This is a genomic window from Streptomyces sp. NPDC007945, from assembly GCF_042958885.1.
Taxonomy (GTDB): domain Bacteria; phylum Actinomycetota; class Actinomycetes; order Streptomycetales; family Streptomycetaceae; genus Streptomyces.
The window spans coordinates 546,047-567,284 of record NZ_JBIBJV010000003.1 but is presented as its reverse complement, the minus strand read 5'-3'; the positions used below and the strand labels follow the sequence as shown (position 1 = coordinate 567,284).

At 73.3% G+C, this 21,238-nt stretch carries 21 protein-coding genes and 1 tRNA gene; 10 read left to right on the top strand and 12 right to left on the bottom strand.

Going from position 1 to position 21,238, the window contains the following annotated elements; translation table 11 throughout:
• Window positions 1-16: 16 nt before the first annotated feature.
• Together ACFZCF_RS13450 and nth are read right to left on the bottom strand one after the other, a co-directional pair.
• Window positions 17-721 carry an NUDIX hydrolase gene (locus ACFZCF_RS13450; protein ID WP_388443156.1) on the bottom strand — a complete coding sequence of 235 codons (705 nt, stop codon included), beginning with the start codon at window positions 719-721 and terminating at the stop codon, window positions 17-19.
• A gap of 73 nt (window positions 722-794) precedes the next feature.
• Window positions 795-1,898 carry an endonuclease III gene (nth, locus tag ACFZCF_RS13445; protein ID WP_391286678.1) on the bottom strand — a complete coding sequence of 368 codons (1,104 nt, stop codon included), beginning with the start codon at window positions 1,896-1,898 and terminating at the stop codon, window positions 795-797.
• A gap of 270 nt (window positions 1,899-2,168) precedes the next feature.
• Here nth and ACFZCF_RS13440 point away from each other — a divergent pair, with 270 nt between their 5' ends.
• Entirely contained in the window at window positions 2,169-2,843 is a 675-nt protein-coding gene (locus ACFZCF_RS13440) for a Crp/Fnr family transcriptional regulator (RefSeq protein ID WP_030495802.1), read from the top strand.
• Between the two features lie 65 nt (window positions 2,844-2,908).
• Here the strand turns inward: ACFZCF_RS13440 and ACFZCF_RS13435 are convergent, their stop codons facing one another.
• From ACFZCF_RS13435 to ACFZCF_RS13415, 5 genes are all read right to left on the bottom strand, one after another.
• Complete coding sequence (locus ACFZCF_RS13435; RefSeq protein ID WP_388443153.1) at window positions 2,909-3,796, bottom strand: prohibitin family protein; 888 nt, start codon at window positions 3,794-3,796, stop codon at window positions 2,909-2,911.
• Window positions 3,797-3,924: 128 nt separating this feature from the next.
• Complete coding sequence (locus ACFZCF_RS13430) at window positions 3,925-4,755, bottom strand: MBL fold metallo-hydrolase (protein ID WP_391286591.1); 831 nt, start codon at window positions 4,753-4,755, stop codon at window positions 3,925-3,927.
• Window positions 4,752-5,615 carry an NUDIX hydrolase gene (locus ACFZCF_RS13425; protein WP_391286590.1) on the bottom strand — a complete coding sequence of 288 codons (864 nt, stop codon included), beginning with the start codon at window positions 5,613-5,615 and terminating at the stop codon, window positions 4,752-4,754. Before ACFZCF_RS13425 ends, ACFZCF_RS13430 begins: the two co-directional genes overlap by 4 nt.
• Before the next feature lie 126 nt (window positions 5,616-5,741).
• On the bottom strand, window positions 5,742-6,212 hold the full coding sequence (locus ACFZCF_RS13420) for a RidA family protein (RefSeq protein WP_359533348.1): 471 nt from the start codon (window positions 6,210-6,212) through the stop codon (window positions 5,742-5,744).
• Window positions 6,209-6,367 carry a DUF4177 domain-containing protein gene (locus ACFZCF_RS13415; RefSeq protein ID WP_169093077.1) on the bottom strand — a complete coding sequence of 53 codons (159 nt, stop codon included), beginning with the start codon at window positions 6,365-6,367 and terminating at the stop codon, window positions 6,209-6,211. Before ACFZCF_RS13415 ends, ACFZCF_RS13420 begins: the two co-directional genes overlap by 4 nt.
• A gap of 122 nt (window positions 6,368-6,489) precedes the next feature.
• Here ACFZCF_RS13415 and ACFZCF_RS13410 point away from each other — a divergent pair, with 122 nt between their 5' ends.
• Entirely contained in the window at window positions 6,490-7,455 is a 966-nt protein-coding gene (locus tag ACFZCF_RS13410; RefSeq protein WP_388443145.1) for an ArsA family ATPase, read from the top strand.
• Complete coding sequence (locus ACFZCF_RS13405) at window positions 7,452-8,852, top strand: ArsA-related P-loop ATPase (protein WP_391286589.1); 1,401 nt, start codon at window positions 7,452-7,454, stop codon at window positions 8,850-8,852. Before ACFZCF_RS13410 ends, ACFZCF_RS13405 begins: the two co-directional genes overlap by 4 nt.
• Window positions 8,853-8,880: 28 nt before the next feature.
• On the opposite strand, the gene ACFZCF_RS13400 is transcribed toward ACFZCF_RS13405, so the two are convergent.
• Window positions 8,881-9,225 carry a WhiB family transcriptional regulator gene (locus ACFZCF_RS13400; protein ID WP_030495795.1) on the bottom strand — a complete coding sequence of 115 codons (345 nt, stop codon included), beginning with the start codon at window positions 9,223-9,225 and terminating at the stop codon, window positions 8,881-8,883.
• 510 nt (window positions 9,226-9,735) lie between these two features.
• On the opposite strand from ACFZCF_RS13400, the gene ACFZCF_RS13395 reads away from it, so the two are divergent.
• Window positions 9,736-11,970 carry a transglycosylase domain-containing protein gene (locus tag ACFZCF_RS13395; RefSeq protein WP_388443139.1) on the top strand — a complete coding sequence of 745 codons (2,235 nt, stop codon included), beginning with the start codon at window positions 9,736-9,738 and terminating at the stop codon, window positions 11,968-11,970.
• A gap of 72 nt (window positions 11,971-12,042) precedes the next feature.
• Here ACFZCF_RS13395 and ACFZCF_RS13390 read toward each other — a convergent pair whose 3' ends face one another.
• Complete coding sequence (locus ACFZCF_RS13390) at window positions 12,043-12,507, bottom strand: GatB/YqeY domain-containing protein (protein WP_388443136.1); 465 nt, start codon at window positions 12,505-12,507, stop codon at window positions 12,043-12,045.
• A gap of 74 nt (window positions 12,508-12,581) precedes the next feature.
• On the opposite strand from ACFZCF_RS13390, the gene ACFZCF_RS13385 reads away from it, so the two are divergent.
• From ACFZCF_RS13385 to ACFZCF_RS13365, 5 genes are all read left to right on the top strand, one after another.
• A complete protein-coding gene (locus ACFZCF_RS13385) occupies window positions 12,582-13,520 on the top strand; it encodes a metallophosphoesterase (protein WP_388443133.1) in 939 nt (312 codons plus the stop codon).
• Between the two features lie 97 nt (window positions 13,521-13,617).
• Window positions 13,618-13,691 (top strand) — tRNA-Pro (locus tag ACFZCF_RS13380).
• Between the two features lie 84 nt (window positions 13,692-13,775).
• A complete protein-coding gene (locus ACFZCF_RS13375; RefSeq protein ID WP_388443131.1) occupies window positions 13,776-14,834 on the top strand; it encodes a PucR family transcriptional regulator in 1,059 nt (352 codons plus the stop codon).
• A 206-nt stretch (window positions 14,835-15,040) separates the two neighbouring features.
• Window positions 15,041-15,544: a hypothetical protein gene (locus tag ACFZCF_RS13370; protein ID WP_391286588.1), complete on the top strand. Its 504-nt coding sequence runs from the start codon at window positions 15,041-15,043 to the stop codon at window positions 15,542-15,544.
• Window positions 15,545-15,594: 50 nt separating this feature from the next.
• Window positions 15,595-17,151 (top strand): SPFH domain-containing protein, encoded by a 1,557-nt coding sequence (locus tag ACFZCF_RS13365; protein WP_391286587.1) that lies wholly within the window; start codon window positions 15,595-15,597, stop codon window positions 17,149-17,151.
• Window positions 17,152-17,309: 158 nt separating this feature from the next.
• On the opposite strand, the gene ACFZCF_RS13360 is transcribed toward ACFZCF_RS13365, so the two are convergent.
• Window positions 17,310-18,188 carry a glycosyltransferase family 2 protein gene (locus ACFZCF_RS13360; protein ID WP_388443123.1) on the bottom strand — a complete coding sequence of 293 codons (879 nt, stop codon included), beginning with the start codon at window positions 18,186-18,188 and terminating at the stop codon, window positions 17,310-17,312.
• A 321-nt stretch (window positions 18,189-18,509) separates the two neighbouring features.
• On the opposite strand from ACFZCF_RS13360, the gene ACFZCF_RS13355 reads away from it, so the two are divergent.
• Window positions 18,510-19,682, top strand: coding sequence for a protein kinase (locus ACFZCF_RS13355; RefSeq protein WP_391286677.1), 1,173 nt, complete (start codon window positions 18,510-18,512; stop codon window positions 19,680-19,682).
• A gap of 21 nt (window positions 19,683-19,703) precedes the next feature.
• Here the strand turns inward: ACFZCF_RS13355 and ACFZCF_RS13350 are convergent, their stop codons facing one another.
• Window positions 19,704-19,985: a hypothetical protein gene (locus ACFZCF_RS13350; protein ID WP_388443117.1), complete on the bottom strand. Its 282-nt coding sequence runs from the start codon at window positions 19,983-19,985 to the stop codon at window positions 19,704-19,706.
• A gap of 167 nt (window positions 19,986-20,152) precedes the next feature.
• Window positions 20,153-21,166, bottom strand: a complete 1,014-nt coding sequence (locus ACFZCF_RS13345; protein ID WP_388443114.1) for a YdcF family protein — start codon at window positions 21,164-21,166, stop codon at window positions 20,153-20,155.
• Window positions 21,167-21,238: the final 72 nt, after the last annotated feature.

The window sequence follows — 21,238 nt, the reverse complement described above, 5'->3', positions numbered from 1 at the left end:
CCGAGGGGTCAGCCTGTCATGACCGCCAGTCGAGCGGGACCTTCCGCGAGGTGTCCCAGGGGCGCTCCCAGCCCGCGAAATGGAGCAGCCGGTCGATCACTCCGGCGGTGAAACCCCAGACCAGCGCGGATGCGACGAGGAAGGCGGGGCCCGCGTGGCCGGCCGGGTGGACGGCCATCGCGCGGTTCGCCGGATCCGTGAGATCCGCCACGGGGACCGTGAACACCCGGGCGGTCTCGGCGGGGTCGACCGCCCCGACCGGGCTCGGCTCGCGCCACCAGCCGAGGACGGGGGTGACGACGAAGCCGCTGACCGGGATGTAGAGCCGGGGGAGCACGCCGAAGAGCTGGACGCCCGCCGGGTCGAGGCCGGTCTCCTCCTCGGCCTCGCGCAGGGCGGCGCGCAGCAGCCCGCCGTCGGCCGGGTCGCCGTCCTCGGGGTCGAGGGCGCCGCCGGGGAAGGAGGGCTGCCCGGCGTGCGAGCGGAGGCTGCCCGCCCGCTCCATGAGGAGCAGCTCGGGGCCGCGCTCGCCCTCGCCGAAGAGGACCAGGACGGCGGACTGGCGGCCCGCGCCACTCTTGGGCGGCAGGAAGCGGCTCAGCTGCTCGGGCGCGACGGTGCGCGCCGCGCGGTCGACGGGCGCGAGCCAGTCGGGCAGGCCGTCCCGGTCCAGCAGGCCGCCGGTGCCGGGGCCGTAGATCTCTTCGTCCGTGCGCGTCATGAGCACCCCCGAGTCGTCCAACGCCGTCGCCCTGCCTCTTCGTTCCCGAGGGCCCTGAGGGCCTTCTCGGTGCTCACTGTCCGCCCGAGGGCCGCTGGACGGCCCCGGGGGCCACGCCGGGCGCGGGCGGGGCCGGACGGCCGGGGTAGTCGGCGGGCGGGTTGAGCCGCTGGCCGGGGTAGCCGCCCTTCTCGTACTTGAGCAGCTTCCGGGCCTTCTCCGGGTCCGTCTCGCCCTCGCCGTAGGCGGGGCAGAGGTGGGTGATCGGGCATGCGCCGCAGGCGGGCTTGCGGGCGTGGCAGATGCGGCGGCCGTGGAAGATCACCCGGTGCGACAGCATCGTCCATTCGCTCTTCGGGAAGATCTCGGCGACCTCGGCCTCGATCTTCACCGGGTCGTCGGACCCGGTCCACCCGAAACGGCGGGCGAGCCGCATGAAGTGGGTGTCGACGGTGATCCCGGGGACGCCGTAGGCGTTGCCGAGGACGACGAAGGCGGTCTTGCGTCCGACGCCGGGGAGCTTGACGAGGTCCTCCAGGCTGTCGGGGACCTCGCCGCCGAAGTCGTCCCTGAGGGCGGCCGCGAGGCCCATGATCGACTTGGTCTTGGCGCGGAAGAAGCCGGTCGGGCGGATCAGCTCCTCGATCTCCTCGGGGACGGCCGCGGCCAGGTCCTCGGGGGTCGGGTACTGGGCGAACAGCGCGGGGGTCGTCTGGTTCACCCGCAGGTCGGTGGTCTGCGCGGAGAGGACGGTGGCGACGAGGAGCTCGAAGGGGTTGCGGAAGTCGAGTTCGGGATGGGCGTACGGGTACACCTCCGCGAGCTCCCGGTTGATCCGCCGCGCCCGCCGCACCATGCCGAGGCGCGACTCGGCCTTGCGGGGCCCGGCGGGCACGACCGCCGCCGAGGCCACTTTCGCGGACGGCGCCTTCTTGGTGGCGGTCGCCTTCTTCGTGGCCGCCGCCTTCTTCGTGACCGTCGCCGCCGCCTTCTTCGTGGCCGCTGCCTTCGCGGTCGCCGCCTTCTTCGTGGCGGTCGCCTTCTTCGTGGCGGTCGCCTTCTTGGTGGCCGCCGCCTTCTTCACCGCGGCCGTCGCCTTCTGCGCCGCGGGCTTCTTCGCGGCCTGCGCGGGTGCGGGCGAATCATCCCGATTCGCGGCTTTCGGTCGCTTCGACACGCCGCGTTCGCCCACAGCGGAATTACCTTCGGCCGACACTCTTCCAGCCCCCTTGGCCTGCGTTCTCACCGGCGAGTTGGACACCCGGCCAGCCTAGGGGCCGGGGGCGACATCCGCCCCGCCCACCGCCGATCGGACCCCGATCGGGCCCCTGACGTTCGGCAATGGCGCCCGGTGCGTCAAACTTGTTGTGATTGATCGCACTGTTTGGCACGTCCGGCATCATGGGAGCCAGGTTCCCGTGAGCAGGTCGACAGTAGGAGTGAACTCGTGGACGACGTTCTGCGGCGCGCCCCGCTCTTCGCGGCGCTCGATGACGAGCAGGCCGCCGAGCTGCGCGCCTCGATGAGTGAGGTGACGCTCGCCCGTGGCGACGCGCTCTTCCACGAGGGCGACCCCGGTGACCGCCTGTACGTGGTCACCGAGGGCAAGGTGAAGCTGCACCGCACCTCCCCCGACGGCCGGGAGAACATGCTGGCGGTCCTCGGCCCCGGCGAGCTCATCGGCGAGCTGTCCCTCTTCGACCCGGGCCCGCGCACCGCGACCGCGACGGCGCTGACCGAGGTCAAGCTGCTCGGCCTCGGCCACGGCGACCTCCAGCCCTGGCTGAACGCCCGTCCCGAGGTGGCCGGCGCCCTGCTGCGCGCCGTCGCCCGCCGGCTGCGCAAGACCAACGACCAGATGTCCGACCTGGTCTTCTCCGACGTGCCGGGCCGTGTCGCCCGCGCGCTCCTCGACCTGTCGCGCCGCTTCGGCGTCCAGTCGGAGGAGGGCATCCACGTCGTCCACGACCTCACCCAGGAGGAGCTGGCCCAGCTGGTCGGCGCCTCCCGCGAGACCGTGAACAAGGCGCTCGCCGACTTCGCCCAGCGCGGCTGGCTGCGTCTGGAGGCCCGCGCCGTGATCCTGCTGGACGTGGAGCGCCTCGCGAAGCGCTCGCGGTAAGCGGAGCCGTACGTACGCGAAGGGGGCCGCCCGGTTCGACCGGGCGGCCCCCTTCCGTGTGCGCGTCAGCGCTTGCTGCCGTCCACGATCACCGGGGCCGAGCCGCCGCCGCTGCCGCAGGGCACGGCGTAGACCGGGTTCTTCGCCGCGGCCTCCTTGAAGGCGTCGATGCACTGGTTGGCGAGGACCTTGTCCGTCAGCGACTCGTTGAGGATCTTGTTGGCGCGGGCGATGCCCTCCGCCTCGATGCGGCGCCGGTCGGCCTCCGCCTTGGCGGTGCGGGCGGCCTCCAGGGCCCGCTCGGTGGCCTGCTGCTGCTGGATCTTGCGGTCGATCTGGCCCTGGAGGGCGTCGGAGGGCTTCACGTTCCGCAGGTTGACCGTGGTGACGACGATGCCGCGCGGCTCCAGGCGCTCCGTGATGAGTTTGGCGATCTCGGCGTTGATCTTCTCGCGGTCGGTGGCGTACCCCTGCTCGCTGGAGTAGCGGGCGAAGACGTTCCGGACGATCTCGCGGCTGTCCGGGTAGACCAGCCGCTGCTGGATGGCGTCCTCGCTGCCCGCGAGCTTGTAGAGCTCGACGGCCTTGGCCGGGACCACGGCCCACTTCACCGTGACCTCGGCGTACATGACGCCGCCCTGCGAGGAGCGGACCTCGACCACGTCCTTGTCGGAGAGGTTGAGGTCGACGGGACGGGTGGAGAAGGTGGTGACGTCGGTGAACGGCGACTTCACGTGCATGCCGGACGTCATCGGCGAACCGACCTTGCCGAAGGCGACCGGCACGCCGACCTCGTACGCGCTGATCACGTACGTCATGCTCACGATCACGGAGAAGACTCCGGCGACCAGCGCGCCGACGGCACCCAGCTTCCAGCCGGTCGAGTCCTGCGACCGGCCGACGAACCAGAGCACCACCGCGGCGATGACCAGCAGGATGGCTATGACGAACACGGGCATTCCCCCCGAGGGCTACGACCTGATGTAAGCGGAGCGTAAGACACTCGGGGAGCCCGCAGGGTTCCCGGGGTCCGGGACGGACCGCCCCGGGGCGCGCGGACGGACCGCCCCGGGGCCTCCGGTCAGAGCGCGCCGCGCTCCCGCAGGTACTCCAGCTGGGCCCGTACGGAGAGTTCCGCGGCCGGCCACAGCGAGCGGTCCACGTCCGCGTAGACGTGCGCCACCACCTCCGGGGCCGTCCGGTGCCCGGCCAGGACCGCCGTCTCCACCTGCGCCAGCCGGCTCCTCCGGTGCGCCAGGTAGAAGTCCACGGCCCCCTGTGCGTCCTCCAGGACCGGGCCGTGGCCGGGCAGGACCGTGCGCACGCCGTCGTCGACGGTGAGCGAGCGCAACCGCCGCAGCGAGTCCAGGTACTCGCCCAGCCGCCCGTCCGGATGCGCCACCATCGTGGTGCCGCGCCCCAGGATCGTGTCGCCGGTCAGCACCGCCCGGTCGGCGGGCAGGTGGAAGGAGAGCGAGTCGGAGGTGTGGCCGGGCGTCGGCACCACCCGCAGCTCCAGGCCGCCGACGGTCACCACGTCCCCCTCCCCCAGGCCCTCGTCGCCGAGGCGGAGCGCCGGGTCGAGCGCCCGCACGGACGTGCCGGTCAGCTCGGCGAAGCGGCCCGCGCCCTCGGCGTGGTCCGGGTGGCCGTGGGTCAGCAGGGTCAGCGCGATCCGCTTGCCCAGCTTCTCCGCCGTGTCGACCACGTGCCGGAGGTGGCCCTCGTCGAGGGGACCCGGGTCGACGACGACGGCCAGGTCCGAGTCCGGCTCGGAGAGCAGCCAGGTGTTGGTGCCGTCCAGGGTCATCGCGGACGGGTTGGGCGCCAGCACGTTCACGGCCCGCGCGGTCGCGGCCCCCGAGGTGACGAGCCCGCGCGGCTGGCCCGGCAGGGACGCGGCGTCGGTCACGGGGTGCCTCCCTCGACCCGCTTGGTGAACTCGTCGTGCCCCGGCCAGGTGAGCACCACCTGGTCGCCCTCCACGCGCGCCTGCGCGAGCACCGGGGTCAGGGACCGGGCGGCGGCCGCGGCGAGGGCCTCGGCGGCCGTGGCGCAGGGCTGCACGGAGCGCAGGGTCGCGATGGTCGGCGGCATCATCGTCAGCTCGCCCCGGTCGTAGCCGTCGGCCGCGTCGGCCGGGCGGGTCCACACGGTGCGGTCGGCCTCGCCGGAGACGTCCCGGGTCCGCTGCCCGGCCGGCAGGACGGCCACGAAGAACCAGGTGTCGTACCGGCGCTGCTCGAACTCGGGGGTGATCCAGCGGGCCCAGGCGCCCAGCAGGTCGGAGCGGAGCGCGAGCCCGCGGCGGTCGAGGAAGTCCGCGAAGGACAGCTCGCGGGCGACCAGCGCCGCCCGGTCGCGCTCCCAGTCCTCGCCGGTGGTGTCGCCGACGACCGTGTCCTCGGTCTCCCCGGCGAGCAGCACGCCCGCCTCCTCGAAGGTCTCGCGGACGGCGGCGCAGACCACCGCCTGCGCCTGCGCGGGATCGTCGAGCCCGAGCCGCTCCGCCCACTCCTCCAGCGGCGGCCCGGCCCAGCGCACCGGCTGCTCGTCGCGGGGGTCGACCCCGCCGCCCGGATAGGCGTACGCGCCGCCGGCGAAGGCCATGGAGGCGCGCCGGCGCAGCATGTGGACCTCGGGCCCGCCCGCCGCGTCGCGCAGCAGGAGCACGGTGGCGGCGCGCCGGGGCGTCACCGGCACCAGCTCGCCGGCGGCGAGGGCTCGGATGCGGTCGGGCCATTCCGGCGGATACCACTGACCATTCGACATGGGCGGATGCTATGCGCAACGAACGGCAGTGCACGAGGGCCCTCCGGAACGCCCGGAGCCGGCCGCCCCGGGGAGGGGCGACCGGCTCCGGGCCGTACGGCGGCTCCACGCGCGCGTGGGCCGGGATCAGGCCTCGGTCAGCTCCACCTGGACCTCGACCTCGACGGGGGCGTCGAGGGGGAGGACGGTGACGCCGACGGCGCTGCGGGCGTGCACGCCCTTGTCGCCGAGGATCTCGCCGAGCAGCTCGCTGGCGCCGTTGAGGACGCCGGGCTGCCCGGTGAAGTCGGGGGCGGAGGCGACGAAGCCGACCACCTTCACGACGCGCTTGATCCGGTCGAGGTCGCCGGCGACCGACTTCACGGCCGCGAGCGCGTTCAGCGCGCAGGTGGCGGCGAGCGCCTTGGCCTCCTCGGGGGTCACCTCGGCGCCGACCTTGCCGGTCACCGGAAGCTTGCCCTCCACCATCGGGAGCTGGCCCGCGGTGTAGACGTACACGCCCGACTGCACGGCCGGCTGGTAGGCGGCGATCGGCGGGACGACCTCGGGCAGCTTCAGGCCCAGCTCGGCGATCCGCGCCTCGACGGCCCCGCTCACGACAGCGGCCGCTTCATGTAGGCCACCAGCTGCTCGGGGTTGTTGGGCCCGGGCACGACCTGGACGAGCTCCCAGCCGTCCTGGCCCCAGTTGTCGAGAATCTGCTTGGTCGCGTGCACCAGAAGCGGCACCGTGACGTACTCCCACTTGGTCATGGGCCCGACTGTAGCCGCTGTGCCGGGGTGCTCCGCCGAGGCTCCCCCCAGGGGCCGGCTCAGGGGCTTCTCCGGGGCGGTCCGCTGATTGCGCGGGCCCGCCAGTGGTTAGGCTCGACAGCGTGAGCAGGCTCCAGGTCGTCAGCGGCAAGGGCGGTACCGGTAAGACGACGGTCGCCGCCGCCCTCGCCCTCGCCCTCGCGACGGAGGGGAAGCGCACGCTCCTCGTCGAGGTCGAAGGCAGACAGGGCATCGCACAGCTCTTCGAGACGGAGGCGCTTCCCTACGAGGAGCGCAAGATCGCCGTGGCTCCGGGCGGCGGCGAGGTGTTCGCGCTGGCCATCGACGCCGAGCGCGCCCTCCTCGACTACCTCCAGATGTTCTACAAACTGGGCGGCGCGGGCCGCGCCCTGCGGAAGCTCGGGGCGATCGACTTCGCGACGACGATAGCGCCGGGGGTGCGGGACGTCCTGCTCACCGGGAAGGCGTGCGAGGCGGTCAGGCGGCGGGAGCGCGACGGCCGCCCGGTCTACGACCACGTGGTGATGGACGCGCCGCCGACCGGCCGCATCACCCGCTTCCTCAACGTGAACGACGAGGTGGCGGGGCTGGCCAGGATCGGTCCGATACACCATCAGGCGCAGGCGGTGATGAAGGTCCTCAAGTCCTCCGAGACGGCGGTGCACCTGGTGACCCTCCTGGAGGAGATGCCGGTCCAGGAGACCGCCGACGGCGTCGCCGAACTACGCGCGGCGGGGCTGCCGGTGGGGCGGGCGGTGGTGAACATGGTCCGCCCGCACGTCCTGGACGCGACGGCGGTGCGGGCCGCCTCCGACGGTCACCGCGAGGCGATCGCACGGGCGCTGGCCTCGGCCGGGGTCCCGGGCGGCGCCGCCCTGGTGGACCCGCTGCTCGACGAGGCCGCCGAGCACGCGCGCCGGGTGGAGCTGGAGCGGGAGCAGCGGGCCGTTCTGGACGGCCTGGGGCTGCCCGCGTACGAGCTGCCGTATCTGGGCGACGGGGCGGACATCGCGGGCCTCTACCGCCTGGCGAAGGAACTGCGGAAGCAAGGGGTGGGTGCGGCGTGACGGAGAAGACCCCCGGCCCGGCGAAGGCCGGCGGCCTGGACGCGGCGCCCTTCCTGGACGTCGATCCGATCCTGGACGACCGGGGCACCCGGATCATCGTCTGCTGCGGCTCGGGCGGCGTCGGCAAGACGACGACGGCGGCGGCGCTCGGCGTGCGGGCGGCGGAGCGGGGCCGGCGGGTGGTGGTCCTCACCATCGATCCGGCGCGCCGGCTGGCGCAGTCGATGGGCATCGACGCGCTGGACAACACGCCCCGCAAGGTGGACGGCATCAAGGGCTCGGACGGCGGCGAGCTGCACGCGATGATGCTGGACATGAAGCGGACCTTCGACGAGATCGTCGAGGCGCACGCGGAGCCCGCGCGGGCGCGGGCCATCCTGGAGAACCCCTTCTACCAGTCCCTGTCGGCCGGTTTCGCCGGTACGCAGGAGTACATGGCGATGGAGAAGCTGGGCCAGCTGCGGGCGCGGGACGAGTGGGACCTGATCGTCGTCGACACCCCGCCGTCGCGTTCGGCCCTGGACTTCCTGGACGCGCCGAAGCGCCTGGGGTCCTTCCTGGACGGGAAGTTCATCAAGCTGCTGATGGCGCCGGCGAAGGTGGGCGGCCGGGCGGGGATGAAGTTCCTCAACGTCGGCATGTCGATGATGTCGGGGACGCTGGGGAAGTTGCTCGGGGGTCAGTTCCTGGGGGACGTCCAGACGTTCGTCGCCGCGATGGACACGATGTTCGGCGGCTTCCGGACGCGGGCGGACGCCACGTACCGGCTGTTGCAGGCGCCGGGGACGGCCTTCCTGGTCGTCGCGGCGCCGGAGCGGGACGCGCTGCGGGAGGCGGCGTACTTCGTGGAGCGGCTCGCGGCGGAGGGCATGCCGCTGGCGGGGCTGGTCCTCAACCGGGTCCACGGCAGCGGGGCCGGGCGCCTGTCGGCCGAGCGGGCGCGGGCGGCCGCGGAAAATCTTGAGGAGGGCCGCATGGCGGATCAGGGGCCCGGGAAGACTGGAGGGCGTGGCACCCCGGCCACGTCGTCCGAGCCGTCGCACTCCGCCACCGCCGCCGAATCCTCCGCACGTTTCCCCGCCGCACCAGAGGCTGCCCCCACGGCCGAAGACCACAGCGGCACGGCCGGACCGGAGACCGGTCCTGAGGTCGGCGCCACTCCCGAGACCGGTTCCGAGACCGATCCCGACATAGCGCGGCTCACCGCGGGTCTGCTGCGGCTGCACGCCGAGCGGATGCGGGTGGTCGGGCGCGAGCAGCACACGCGTGACCGCTTCACCGCCCTCCATCCGGAGGTGCCGGTGACCGAGGTGGCCGCCCTGCCCGGCGATGTGCACGACCTCGCCGGGCTGCGGGCCATCGGGGAGCGACTCTCGTCGCCGCGCGACCGGTCCTGACGGGACCTCGCGCGCGAGCGGAGCGGGGCTATCCGACCGCGGCGTACTCCTCGTACGTCGCGTCGTCCTCCATGGCCACGGGCAGCAGGCCCGCGCCGCGCTCGTACTCGGTGCGGGCGGTCTCCAGGAGCCGCCGCCACGAGGTGACCGTGGGACGCCGGCGGAGCAGGGCGCGGCGCTCGCGCTCCGTCATGCCGCCCCACACGCCGAACTCCACGCGGTTGTCCAGGGCGTCGGCGAGGCACTCGGTGCGTACCGGGCAGCCGGTGCACACCGCCTTGGCTCTGTTCTGTGCCGCTCCCTGCACGAAAAGTTCATCCGGATCGGTAGTGCGGCAGGCCGCCTGCGCACTCCAGTCAGCTACCCAGCCCATACCGGCGCCGTCCTCTCCCGAATCGAGGCTCCCCCACGGCGGCAGCGGCATATTCACCGCTGCCAGTTGGGACGTTACGGAAGGCGGGGACAGCGCAACACCCCCTTCGGGCCCAATCTTGAATGGCCCGAACGGACTATGCGTGCGCGTGAGATCACCCAGGGGAGTGATCGAAGGACATGCGTCAGCTATAGGGCATCTGGTGACACACGTGCCGAAACCGGACAGGCGGTGCCCGCGTATTCGGGACGCGGGGACTCCCTGCCGAGAGCAGCGGATGTCACGCACGGGGGGTTGATGCCGGACCGCACTCCTGTGACAGTTGGGAGCAGCTTAGGCCAAGGCCTGTCCGTGTGTCCGGCGATTGGGAACCTCGGGGCTCCGCGCCGGTGCCGCGTCGGGGCGGCTCCCCGGCCCCGAGGGGTCCGGAGGTCACGGTCCGGTACGCGAACGCTCCGAGAGGGACCCGGTCCTGCGGAACGCCCGGCGACACGGATTAGGCTGCCCCCCATGGCAAAGAAGCGCTCGGGCGGTGGTCTGACCGGGACCCAGCAGGCCGCCAAGTTCCTCGGTGTCAGTGTGCTCTCCGGAGCGGTGCTGGCGGGCATCGCCCTGCCCGCGGCCGGGGCACTGGGTCTGGCGGCGAAGGGGACGGTCGAGGGGTTCGACGAGATCCCCTCCAACCTGAAGACCCCACCGCTGAGTCAGCGCACCACCATCCTGGACTCCGAGGGCGGGCTGATCGCGACCGTCTACTCCAGGGACCGCAAGGTGGTGCCGCTGGAGAAGATCTCCCCCTACATGCAGAAGGCGATCGTCGCGATCGAGGACGCGCGCTTCTACGAGCACGGGGCCATCGACCTCAAGGGCGTGCTGCGCGCCATCAACAAGAACGCGCAGTCGGGCGGGGTCTCCGAGGGCGCCTCCACGCTGACCCAGCAGTACGTGAAGAACGTCTTCGTCGAGGAGGCCGGTGACGACCCGGAGAAGGTCGCGCAGGCCACCCAGCAGACGATCGGCCGCAAGGTCCGCGAGCTGAAGTACGCGATCCAGGTCGAGGAGGAGCTGGGCAAGAAGAAGATCCTGGAGAACTACCTCAACATCACGTTCTTCGGGCAGCAGGCGTACGGCATCGAGGCCGCCTCGCAGCGCTACTTCTCCAAGCCCGCCGCCAAGCTGGACCTGGGCGAGGCCGCGATGATGGCCGGCCTGGTGCAGTCGCCGAGCCGCTTCGACCCGATCAATGACCTCCAGGAAGCCACCAAGCGGCGCAACATCGTCCTCCAGCGGATGACGGACGTCGGCGACATCACCCAGGCCGAGTTCGAGAAGGCCAAGGCCACGCCGATCAAGCTGAAGGTGAAGACGCCGAGGAACGGCTGCATCACCGCCGTCGACGGCGCCGGCTTCTTCTGCGACTACGTCCGCAAGACGATCCTCACCGACCCGGTCTTCGGCAAGACCTCCGAAGAGCGCCAGAAGCTGTGGAACCTCGGCGGTCTGACCATCCGGACCACGCTGGACCCGAAGGCGCAGGCGGCGGCGAACGAGGCCGCGGTGGCCAAGGTCGACAAGGACGACCCGGTCGCGACCGCCGTCGTCCAGGTCAAGCCCGGCACCGGCCGCATCGTGTCGATGAGCCAGTCCCGCCCCTACGGCCTGGACCAGAAGCAGCACCAGACCACGCTCAACCTCGCCGTCGGCAGCAAGATGGGCGGCACCACCTTCGGCTTCCCGGTCGGCTCGACCTTCAAGCCGATCACGGCCGCGGCCGCCCTGGAGCAGGGTCTGAGCCCGGCGACGAGCTACGACACGCCGTGGAAGATCTCCCTGGAGAAGAGCGACTTCAAGCGCTGCGACGGCAAGCCCGCCGACTACGGCGACTGGCCGGTCCAGAACGAGCTCAAGTCGGAGAAGGGGGCGTACGACATGACGAGCGCCCTCGGCAAGTCCATCAACACGTACTTCGCCAAGCTGGAGCAGGCGGCCGGCCTCTGCGAGACGCTGACGATGGCGAAGAAGGTCGGCTACGAGCGCGAGCTGGGCAAGCCGATCAAGCAGAGCCCGTCCGCCACCCTCGGCTCCCTGGAGAGCACCCCGCTCGACATGGCGAACGTCTACGCGACCTTCGCCAACCGCGGCATCTACTGCGTCCCGGTGGTCATCGACTCCATCAAGACCGCCAACGGCGAGAAGCTCAACGTGCCGCAGACCAAGTGCACCCGCGCGATGTCCGACCGCACCGCCGACATGATCAACCAGATGCTCAAGGGCGTGGTCGAGGACGGCACCGGCACGAAGGCCGGCCTGAGCGACCGGGACAACGCGGGCAAGACCGGTACCACCGACGGCCGCAAGGACGCCTGGTTCGTCGGCTACACCCCGGACCTCTCCACCGCCGTCTGGGTCGGCGACGACGTCGGCAAGCGCGAGGAGATGTTCGACCTCACCATCGGCGGCGTCTACTACGACAAGGTCTGCGGCGGCTGCCTCCCCGGCCCGATCTGGCGGATCGCCATGACCGGCGCGCTCGGCTCCGACACCCCCTCCTTCGTCGGCATCAAGGTCCCCCGGGCCGAGAAGCCGAAGGACCCGAAGGAGGACAAGCGGGACGACGAGAAGCCGCGCCGGGGCGACGACAAGCCGGCCGACCGGCCGACCGACGCCCTCCCGGGCATCACGCTCCCCGACCTGACCGGCGGCGACACCCGCCGGCCGGGCAACGGCCGCGGCGGGAACCGCTGACGCCGTCGCCGTCGTACGCGAAGGGCCCCACCGGCTGACCGGTGGGGCCCTTCGCACACCCGGGGGCGGGGCTCAGCCCGCGAGGAGCTTCTTCACCGCGGCGGCCACCCGGCCGCCGTCGGCCTGCCCGGCCACCTTCGGGTTCACGATCTTCATGACGGCGCCCATGGCGCGCGGACCCTCCGCGCCGGCGGCCCTCGCCTCCTCGACGGCCTCGGCGACGATGCCCTCCAGCTCCTCGTCGGAGAGCTGCTTCGGCAGGTACGCGTCGAGGATGACGCCCTCCGCGCGCTCGCGCTCGGCCGACTCCGCGCGACCGCCCTGCTCGAAGGCGTCCGCGGCCTCGCGCCGCTTCTTCGCCTCCTTGGCGATCACCTTCTGCACCTCGTCGTCGGAGAGCTCGCGCTTGGTCTTGCCCGCGACCTCCTCCTTGGTGATCGCGGCGATGGTGAGCCGCAGGGTCGAGGAGCGCAGTTCGTCGCGGTCCTTGATCGCGGCGTTGAGGTCGTCCTTCAGTCGTGCCTTGAGCGTGGTCATGGCCTCAAGTGTGGCAGGTGCTCCCGGCGTACCGCCCGTGCATTTACGCCCCGCGGGTCTGGAACGATGGGGGAATGCGCGCACGGTACGGGATCCCCCTGAAGATCACGGCAGGCGTCGCGGCCACGGCCGCGGCCGGACTCGTCTACGCGGCGGGCTTCGAGGCCCGCTCGTTCCGCCTCCGGCGGGTGACCGTCCCCGTCCTGCCGCCGGGCATGGACGACCTGCGGGTGCTCCAGGTCTCCGACGTGCACATGGTGCGCGGGCAGGACAAGAAGCGCGGCTGGCTGCAGAAGCTCGCCGGGCTCCGCCCCGACTTCGTGGTGAACACCGGCGACAACCTCTCCGACACCGAGGCCGTGCCGGAGCTGCTCGACGCGCTCGGCCCGCTCATGGAGTTCCCCGGCGTCTACGTCTTCGGCTCCAACGACTACTACGGCCCCCGCTTCCGCAACCCCGGCCGCTACCTCCTGGAGAAGGTCCAGGGCCGGCACGGGCTCAACGGCAACAAGCCGGTCGTCGGCGCCGTCCACAACCCGTGGGAGGACATGAAGGAGGCCTTCGACGCGGCCGGCTGGGTGGACCTCACCAACACCCGCGGCCGGCTCGAGCTCCCCCGGGCCGACCTCGCCTTCACCGGCCTCGACGACCCGCACATCAAGCGGGACCGGTACGAGAAGGTGGCCGGCGGCCCCGACGCGTCCGCGGACTTCTCCCTGGGCATCGTCCACGCCCCCTACCTGCGCGCCCTCGACGCCTTCACCGCCGACGGCTACGAGCTGGTCCTCGCCGGGCACACCCACGGCGGCCAGCTGTGCGTCCCCTTCTACGGGGCGCTCGTCACCAACTGCGACCTCGACACCGACCGGGTGAAGGGCCTCTCCACCCACACCGCCGGCGGCCGCACCTCCTATCTGCACGTCTCGGCGGGCTGCGGCACCAACCGCTTCACCCCGGTCCGCTTCGCCTGCCCGCCCGAGGCGACGCTGCTCACCCTGACCGCACGCCCCTGAGCCGCCCGCGGGGGCGCCGGAACCGGATTTCGTCTCTGGGCGCGGGTGGGCTAAAGTAATCGATGTCGCCGCGACGAGAAGATCAGAGCAGCGACATCGGGGTGTAGCGCAGCTTGGCAGCGCGCTTCGTTCGGGACGAAGAGGTCGTGGGTTCAAATCCCGCCACCCCGACAGCCAGAGACTCAGGGCCTGATCCGCGGAAGCGGGTCGGGCCCTGAGTCGTTTCCGGGACCGGATCAGGGGGCGGGGCCGACGATGACGGGGGCGTACGAGGAGTACCTCGACGGGTACGCCGGGATCCTGGCCGGTGTCTGCGCCACCGGGCGGCGGCTGAGCCGGGAGGAGCTGGAGGGGCTGCGGACCCGGGGGGAACGGGCCGCCGAGGCGGGGATCGGGCTGCGGGAGCTCGTACGGGCCCATCTCGCCGCCGCGCGGGCCGCGCGGGGCGGACTGCCGCACGGCACCGACCCCGATCTGCTGCTCGCCGCCGTCGAGCAGGCCGTCGACGCCTTCGCCGAGGGGCACGAGCGGGCGCAGAAGCTGGCGGTACGACAGGAGGAGGCCGCGCGGCGGGAGTTCGTCGACGACCTGCTGTACGGGCGCAGCGACCTGGGGCGGCTCGCCGAGCGGGCCGAGCGCTTCGGGCTGCTGCTCTCCCACGCGCACGCGGTCGCCGTCGCCCGGGCGCCCGAGCCGTTCGGGGACGGGGCGCCGGTCTCGCGGAGCGTGGAGGCCTCGCTGCTCGCCCGCTTCGGCACCCGGCGGATCCTGCTCACCACCAAGGACGGGCGGCTGATCTGCGTCGCCCCGGCCGACGAGCCCGAGGTCCTGGCCCACTTCGCCAAGCAGACGTACGCGACCGCCGACGACAGCCTCGTCGCGATCGGGCGCGCGCACCCCGGCGCCGGGGGCGTCGTCCACTCGTACGAGGAGGCGCTCGGCGCCCTCGACCTCGCCGACCGCATCGGGCTCGAAGGGCCCGTGCTGTACGCCGCCGACCTGCTCGTCTACCCGGTCCTCGGGCGGGACCGGCAGGCCATGGCCGACCTGGTGCGGACCGTGCTCGGACCGCTCGCCGCCGCCCGGGGCGGTGCGCGGCCGCTGCTCGACACCCTGCACGCCTACTTCGACGCGGGCTGCGTCACCACCGAGGCCGCCCGCCGGCTCGCGCTGAGCGTGCGGGCCGTCACGTACCGGCTCGACCGGATCCACCGGCTCACCGGCTCCGACCCCGGCGACCCCACCCAGCGGTACACGCTCCAGACCGCCGCGATCGGCGCCCGGCTGCTCGGCTGGCCGGACGAGGAGCTGTGAGCCGGTCGGCCGATCGCGGGTCGGCGCCTCGCGGGCGGGCGGGTCCGGGGCGGGCGGTTGCGGAGCGGGCGGGTCCGGAGCGGGCGGGTCCGGGCGGCATGAAGAGCGCGTAAAGATTGCCGGTCACCGGCAATGCGGTGTCCGGCCTCGCGGTGACACGATCCTTCGGACGGCGGACAGAGCACGGCGGCCGGAGGAGCGGGGACATGGTCTGGTTTCTTGGTCTCGGCATCGGCGGCCTGCTGCTGCTCGTCCTGAGCCTGGTCTTCGACGGGTTCCTGGAGGGACTCTTCGACGGGCTCGGGGGCCTGGACGGGCTGCTGTCGTTGCCGGTGGCCGCCGGGTTCGTCTCGGCGCTCGGCTTCACGGGGGCGCTCGTGCTCGGCACGAGCGGCGCGGGGGCGGGGGCCGCGAGCGGCGCGGGCGTACTGGCGGGGGTCGGCGTGGGGTGGGTGACCTGGCGGTTCTCCCGGGCCCTGCTCCGCGACACGAACGCGCCCGCGCCGCGCGGCACGGACCTCGCCGGCAGTTCCGGCTCGGTCGTCACCGCCGTCCCGGCGGACGGCTACGGCGAGGTGCTGCTGTACCTGGGCGGCCAGCCCGTGAAGTACGCGGCGCGGGCGGACCGGCCCGTCCCGCGCGGCACCGAGGTGTGGGTCGAGTCGGTCCTCTCGGCGACCTCGGTCCTCGTACGGCCCGTCGACCGCTGACCCCGACCGCCGGATCCATCCTTCCCGTACCGACCGAAGGGGGGTTCTCCGTGAGCCCTGTCCTGATCGCCGTGGTGGGCATCGTCGTCCTCCTCGTCCTGCTCGGCCTCGCCGTCGTCACCCGCTACAAGGTGGCGGGGCCCAGCGAGGCGTTCATCATCACCGGCCGGCGCGGCCAGAAGGCCACCGATCCGGCGACCGGCCGCGTCTACACCGACAACAGCGGCCAGAAGGTCGTCGTCGGCGGCGGCGTCTTCGTCGTGCCGTTCGTGCAGCAGAAGTTCACCCTCGACCTCTCCAGCCGGCACATCCCCATCGCCGTCCGCGGCGCCGTCACGCTGCGCGGCGTCAAGGCCCACCTGGAGGGCGTCGCCATCGTCAAGGTCGGCGGCACCGAGGACTCCATCCGCGCCGCCGCCCAGCGCTTCCTGATGCAGCAGGACGGCATCGTCGGCTTCACCCAGGAGGTGCTGTCCGGCGCGCTGCGGTCCATCGTGGGCCGGATGTCGGTCGAGGACATCATCCGCGACCGGGCCGCCTTCGCCGGGCAGGTCGCCGAGGAGGCCGAGGCGAGCCTCTCCGGGCAGGGCCTCGTCCTCGACGCCTTCCAGATCCAGGACATCACCACCGAGGGCTCCTACCTGGAGGACCTCGGCCGGCCCGAGGCCGCGCGCGCCAAGCAGGAGGCCGACATCGCCGAGGCCGAGGCCCGGCGGGCCGCCGAGCAGGCCCGGCTGAAGGCCGAGGAGGAGATCGCGGTCGCGCAGCGGACCCTCTACCTGAAGCAGGCCGAGATCAAGGCGCAGACCGACGAGGCCGCCGCCCAGGCCAACGCCGCCGGACCGCTCGCCGAGGCCGCCCGCCAGCAGGACGTCCTCGCCGAGCAGGAGAAGGTCGCCGCCCGGCAGGCCGCGCTCACCGACCGCCAGCTCGACACCCAGGTCCGCAAGCCCGCCGACGCCAAGCGGTACGAGGCCGAGCAGCAGGCCGAGGCGCAGCGCACCGCCCGGGTGAAGCAGGCCGAGGGCGAGCGGATGGCGGCCATCGCGGCGGCCGAGGCCGAGGCCGAGCGCGCCCGGCTCACCGGTGAGGGCGAGAAGCAGCGCCGCCAGGCCCTCGCCGAGGCCGAGGCCATCGAGGGCGCCAAGCGCGGTGAGGCCGAGCGCGCCCGGCGCGCCGCCATCGCGCAGGCGGTCCGGCTGGAGGGCGACGCCGAGGCCGGTGCCATCGCGGCGAAGGGCGCCGCCGAGGCGGAGGCCATGCACAAGCGGGCCGACGCGTTCGAGCGGTACGGCGACGCGGCGGTGCTCCAGATGCTGGTGGAGGTCCTGCCGCAGGTCGTCGCCAAGGCGGCGGAGCCGCTGGCCGCCGTGGACAAGATGACGGTCATCTCCACGGACGGGGCGAGCAGGCTGCCGCGCGCCGTCGCGGACAACGTCGCCCAGGGGATGGAGCTGCTCTCCTCCACCACCGGCGTCGACCTGGCCGCGCTGCTCCAGGGGCTCACGTCCAAGGCGTCCGTCCCGGCGCCCGCGCCGCAGGCCGGCGGGACGGGCGGGGTCCAGGGGGGCGAGGGGATGAACGGGAAGGTCGAGATCACCGGCTGAACCGCGCGGCGCCCCGGCCCTGACGGGGCGGGGCGCCGGGCGCCGGGAGCAGGCGCCGGGTGCCGGGAGCAGGCGCCGGGTGCCGGGAGCAGGCGCCGGGTGCCGGGAGCAGGCGCCGGGTGCCGGGAGCAGGCGCCGGGTGCCGGGAGCGGGCGCCGTCAGATGATCGGCGGGCGGCCCAGCTTCGTCATGCGCAGGACCGTCGACCAGCGCATCGGCCGGCGGGGTCCCGCGGGGGCCTTCAGGCCCTCCGCGAAGCCGGCGAACCAGGAGCGCAGGCCGCGGACCGAGCGGGTGCGGGCCACCGTCAGGAGGATCCAGACCGCCAGGTAGAGCGGGACCAGCGGGGCCGGGAGGTTCCGCTTCGCCAGCCACACGCGGTTGCGGGCGGTCATCCGGTAGTAGACGTCGTGCCGGGCCGGGCTGGTCTTCGGGTGCTGGAGCAGCAGCTCGGGCTCGTACCGGATCCGCCAGCCCGCGTCGAGGGCGCGCCAGGCCAGGTCGGTCTCCTCGTGCGCGAAGAAGAAGTCCTCCGGCCAGCCGCCGATCCGGTCCAGCATCGGCATCGACAGGCCGTGTCCGCCGCCGAGGAAGGTGGTGACCTCACCGCCGCGCATCGGGTCCTTGGCGCCGAGCCGGGGGATGTGCCGGCGCTGCGTCTCGCCCGTCTCGTCGGCGATCCGGAAGGAGACCACGCCGAGCTTCGGCTCGGTCTCGTACAGGTCGGCCAGACGGCGGAAGACGTCCGTGTCGACGAGCAGGCCGTCGTCGTCGAGGTCGACGAGGACGTCCACGTCGCCGAAGGAGCGGAGGGTGTCGATGGCCACGTTCCGCCCGCCGGTCACCCCTCGGTTCTCGGGCAGCTCCACGCCGGTGACGCCCTCGGGGAGGGCGGGCAGCGAACCCGTGCCGTTGCCGACCACGACGACCCGGGCGGGGGGCTCGTCCTGCATCGCCACCGAGTCGAGCAGCGCGCCAAGCTCGGCGGGGCGGGTGCCCATCGTCAGTACCGCCACGCCCACTCTCGGTCGCGCCACGGTCCACTCCGTTCCAGGTTCGGGGTCGGGTCTCGCGTGCGGGCCGGCGCCCGCCGGCCGCACGGCACCCATTGTTCACCCTCCGGGAACCCCCGTGGAACCCGGAAGGAACCCGGAGGGCCCGGGACGAGGGAAACGCGGGGCTTCCGGAACCCCGGAGGCCCTCCCGGGCGTCCGTGCGTACGACGGCGGTCGCGCGGCGGTTCCCCGCCGGACCGGTCGTGGTTCCGCTTCGGGGGGAGCGCGGCGAGCACGCGCCCGGGGCGGCTCTACCCTGGTCCTCTGCCGTCAAGTGATCGATTGTCGAAAGGGCGTCTCCTGGTGCTGGTCGCGGACCGATATCGGCTTCACGGGTGTATCGGCCGTGGCGGCATGGGCGAGGTGTGGCAGGCCACCGACGAGGTCCTCGGCCGGCCCGTCGCCGTCAAGCTGATGCTGGCGCAGTCCACCGACCCCTCCGGCGCCGACCGGTTCCGTCTGGAGGCGCAGACCGCCGCCCGGCTCAGCCACCCGCACGTCGTCGGCGTCTTCGACTTCGGCACCTGGGACGGCAAGCTCTTCCTGGTGATGGAGCTGGTCGAGGGCGACAGCCTGGGCTCCTCCCCGTCGAACCCCCTGGTGCTGCCCGCCGAGCGGGTCGCCGTGGTCGCCGCGCACGCCGCCGCCGGGCTCGCCGCCGCCCACCGGCAGGGCGTGGTCCACCGCGACATCAAGCCCGGCAACCTGCTCATGGACGCCGAGGGCACGGTGAAGCTGGCCGACTTCGGCATCGCCCGCTTCGTCGACGACCCCTCCGCGGGGCTGACGACGACCGGGCAGATCGTCGGCACCGGGCTGTACCTGGCTCCGGAGCGGGCCCTCGGCAAGCCCGCCTCCCCCGCCTCGGACGTCTACTCGCTCGGCTGCGTCCTCTACCAGCTGCTGACCGGGCACCCGCCGTTCCGCGCCGACACCGCGACCGCGCTGCTCTACCAGCACATCGACAGCGCCCCCACCCCGCCGAGCCGGCTCGGCGTCGTGCTCACGCCCGCCTTCGAGGCGTACCTGCTGAGCCTGCTGGCCAAGCAGCCCGAGCAGCGCCCACCGGCACAGGCCATCGCCGACTGGTTCGGCTCCGGCGCGTGGCGGGAGTACGCGCCCCGGCCCGCGGCCCCCGCCATGCCGGGCAGCGTCCACACTCCCCCGCCGGCCCACACCCCGCCGCCGCACGCCCGGCCCGCGCACACCGCCCACGCGCCCGCGCCCGCCCCCCTGCCCGCGCCGCGGCCCTCCGGCCCGCGCACCCCGCCGCCCGGCCCGGCGGCCGGTGCGACGGCCGTCTCCGCCCCGGTGGCCGGGTCCCGGCGCCGCGTGCCCGAGCGGACCGGGAACACCGGATCCACCGGCGGGGCGCTCGCCGAGCTGTCCCGCCGACGGCCCCGCAAGACGGCCGCCGTCGCCGGGATCGTCGCCTTCGTCGTCTTCCTCTTCATCGGCATGGCCTGGCTCTCCTGACCCGGCCCCGCCGACCCGTGCTCAGTACGGCCGCGGCGCCATGACGTGCTCGTCCGGATCGCCCTCGGCGGCCAGGAGGCAGCGGGGCGCGTCCGGCCCCGGGGCGGCGCGCACCGTCGCCCGCGTCGGCGGATCCGTCGGCAGTTCGATCGGGACGGACACCGGCCGGTCGCCCCGGATCTCCCCGTGCCCGGTCTCCTTGCCGTCGACGAGCACCTCGACCACCGGCCGCAGACCGGTCTCCACCGTCGCCGTGACCGAATGCCCCCGGTAGTCGATGTGGAAGTGGTGGCGTCGCCTCATGGGGTCACCTCCGCGGCGGGCTCCGGGACGCCTCCGCCGGCGCCCTCGGACACCTCCGTCCCTCCAGCCTAGGGACGCCGCGCCCGCCCCGCCCCTCCGGCGCCGCCCGGGGGGCCTCCCCTCCCCCTCCCTCCCCCCTTCCTGCCCTCCCCCTCCGCCCCCCGGCGTCACCCCGTGACCGCGAGCCCCAGGGCGCCGACGGCCACCAGGACCGCGCAGACCGAGAGGTTGACCGCGCGGTGCTCCAGGAAGACCGCGGCGAACTCGCGGAGCGTGGCGCTGGGCCAGAAGTACGCGGCGGTCGGCGAGCCCACCACCTGGGCGTCCACCCCGGCCTTCCGGGCCATCAGCGCGGCCCGGAAGGCGTGGAAGTTGTTGGTGACGACCACGCAGGCGGCGCCCGGCCGCTCCGCCTCCATCAGCTCTTTGCTGAACAGCAGGTTCTCCTCGGTGGTGCGGGAGCGGTCCTCGCGGAGGATCCGGTCCTCGGGGAAGCCCCGCTCCACCAGGTAACCGGCCATGGCGTGGGACTCCGGCAGCTCCTCGTCGGGGCCCCGGCCGCCCGAGGTGATCAGGAGCGGCGGCGCGCCCGTGCCGCGCGCCGCCAGCCGCTCGTACACCTCGCGGCCCCGGTCGAGCCGGCTCGCGAGCAGCGGCGGCACGCGCCGGCCGCCGATCAGCCCGGAGCCGAGGACCACCACGAAGTCCGCGTCCCTGCGCAGCCGCATGCGGCCGTACAGGAAGGCGTACCCCACGAAGCAGACGAAGAGAAAGGAGACGTACCCCAGGACGAGGAGCAGGGTGACGGCGACGACGCCGAGGACCCGGGAGTGGGTGAGGACGGCGGCGGCCATCAGCCCCAGCACGCCGAGGATCGCGAGGCCGGCCAGGAGCGACAGCAGGTTGGCCGGACGGCTGCCCTCCTTGCGGATCATCTCGACGCCGTTGGCGCACAGCAGCCCGGCGAGGACGAGCGGCCCCAGGCCGAGGACCAGCAGGAGCAGGACCAGGACCGTCTCGGTCAGGCCGGGTGGCAGGTGGTCGACGGCCGAGAGCAGGCCGAGGCCGAGGAAGGTGACGGCGAGACCGAGGTACACCGCGTTCCCGAAGCGGCGTCGGTCGCGCAGCACACCGACCCCGAAGAGCAGGGCGAACAGGGCGGACACCGCGAAAGCGATCATGCCGCCATCGTAGGCAGCCGGCCCCGCGCCCGAGCAGACCTCGGACGAAGCTGTGGACAACAGGCCGGCGGG

What these genes read in the sequence shown, in the direction of transcription:
- ACFZCF_RS13450 (WP_388443156.1), bottom strand. Translation starts at nt 721, where the DNA reads ATGACGCGCACGGACGAAGAGATCTACGGCCCCGGCACCGGCGGCCTG.
- ACFZCF_RS13425 (WP_391286590.1), bottom strand. Translation starts at nt 5,615, where the DNA reads ATGTCGAATGGTCAGTGGTATCCGCCGGAATGGCCCGACCGCATCCGA.
- ACFZCF_RS13415 (WP_169093077.1), bottom strand. Translation starts at nt 6,367, where the DNA reads ATGACCAAGTGGGAGTACGTCACGGTGCCGCTTCTGGTGCACGCGACC.
- ACFZCF_RS13400 (WP_030495795.1), bottom strand. Translation starts at nt 9,225, where the DNA reads ATGGGCTGGGTAGCTGACTGGAGTGCGCAGGCGGCCTGCCGCACTACC.
- ACFZCF_RS13395 (WP_388443139.1), top strand. Translation starts at nt 9,736, where the DNA reads ATGGCAAAGAAGCGCTCGGGCGGTGGTCTGACCGGGACCCAGCAGGCC.
- ACFZCF_RS13390 (WP_388443136.1), bottom strand. Translation starts at nt 12,507, where the DNA reads ATGACCACGCTCAAGGCACGACTGAAGGACGACCTCAACGCCGCGATC.
- ACFZCF_RS13385 (WP_388443133.1), top strand. Translation starts at nt 12,582, where the DNA reads ATGCGCGCACGGTACGGGATCCCCCTGAAGATCACGGCAGGCGTCGCG.
- ACFZCF_RS13375 (WP_388443131.1), top strand. Translation starts at nt 13,776, where the DNA reads ATGACGGGGGCGTACGAGGAGTACCTCGACGGGTACGCCGGGATCCTG.
- ACFZCF_RS13370 (WP_391286588.1), top strand. Translation starts at nt 15,041, where the DNA reads ATGGTCTGGTTTCTTGGTCTCGGCATCGGCGGCCTGCTGCTGCTCGTC.
- ACFZCF_RS13350 (WP_388443117.1), bottom strand. Translation starts at nt 19,985, where the DNA reads ATGAGGCGACGCCACCACTTCCACATCGACTACCGGGGGCATTCGGTC.
- ACFZCF_RS13345 (WP_388443114.1), bottom strand. Translation starts at nt 21,166, where the DNA reads ATGATCGCTTTCGCGGTGTCCGCCCTGTTCGCCCTGCTCTTCGGGGTC.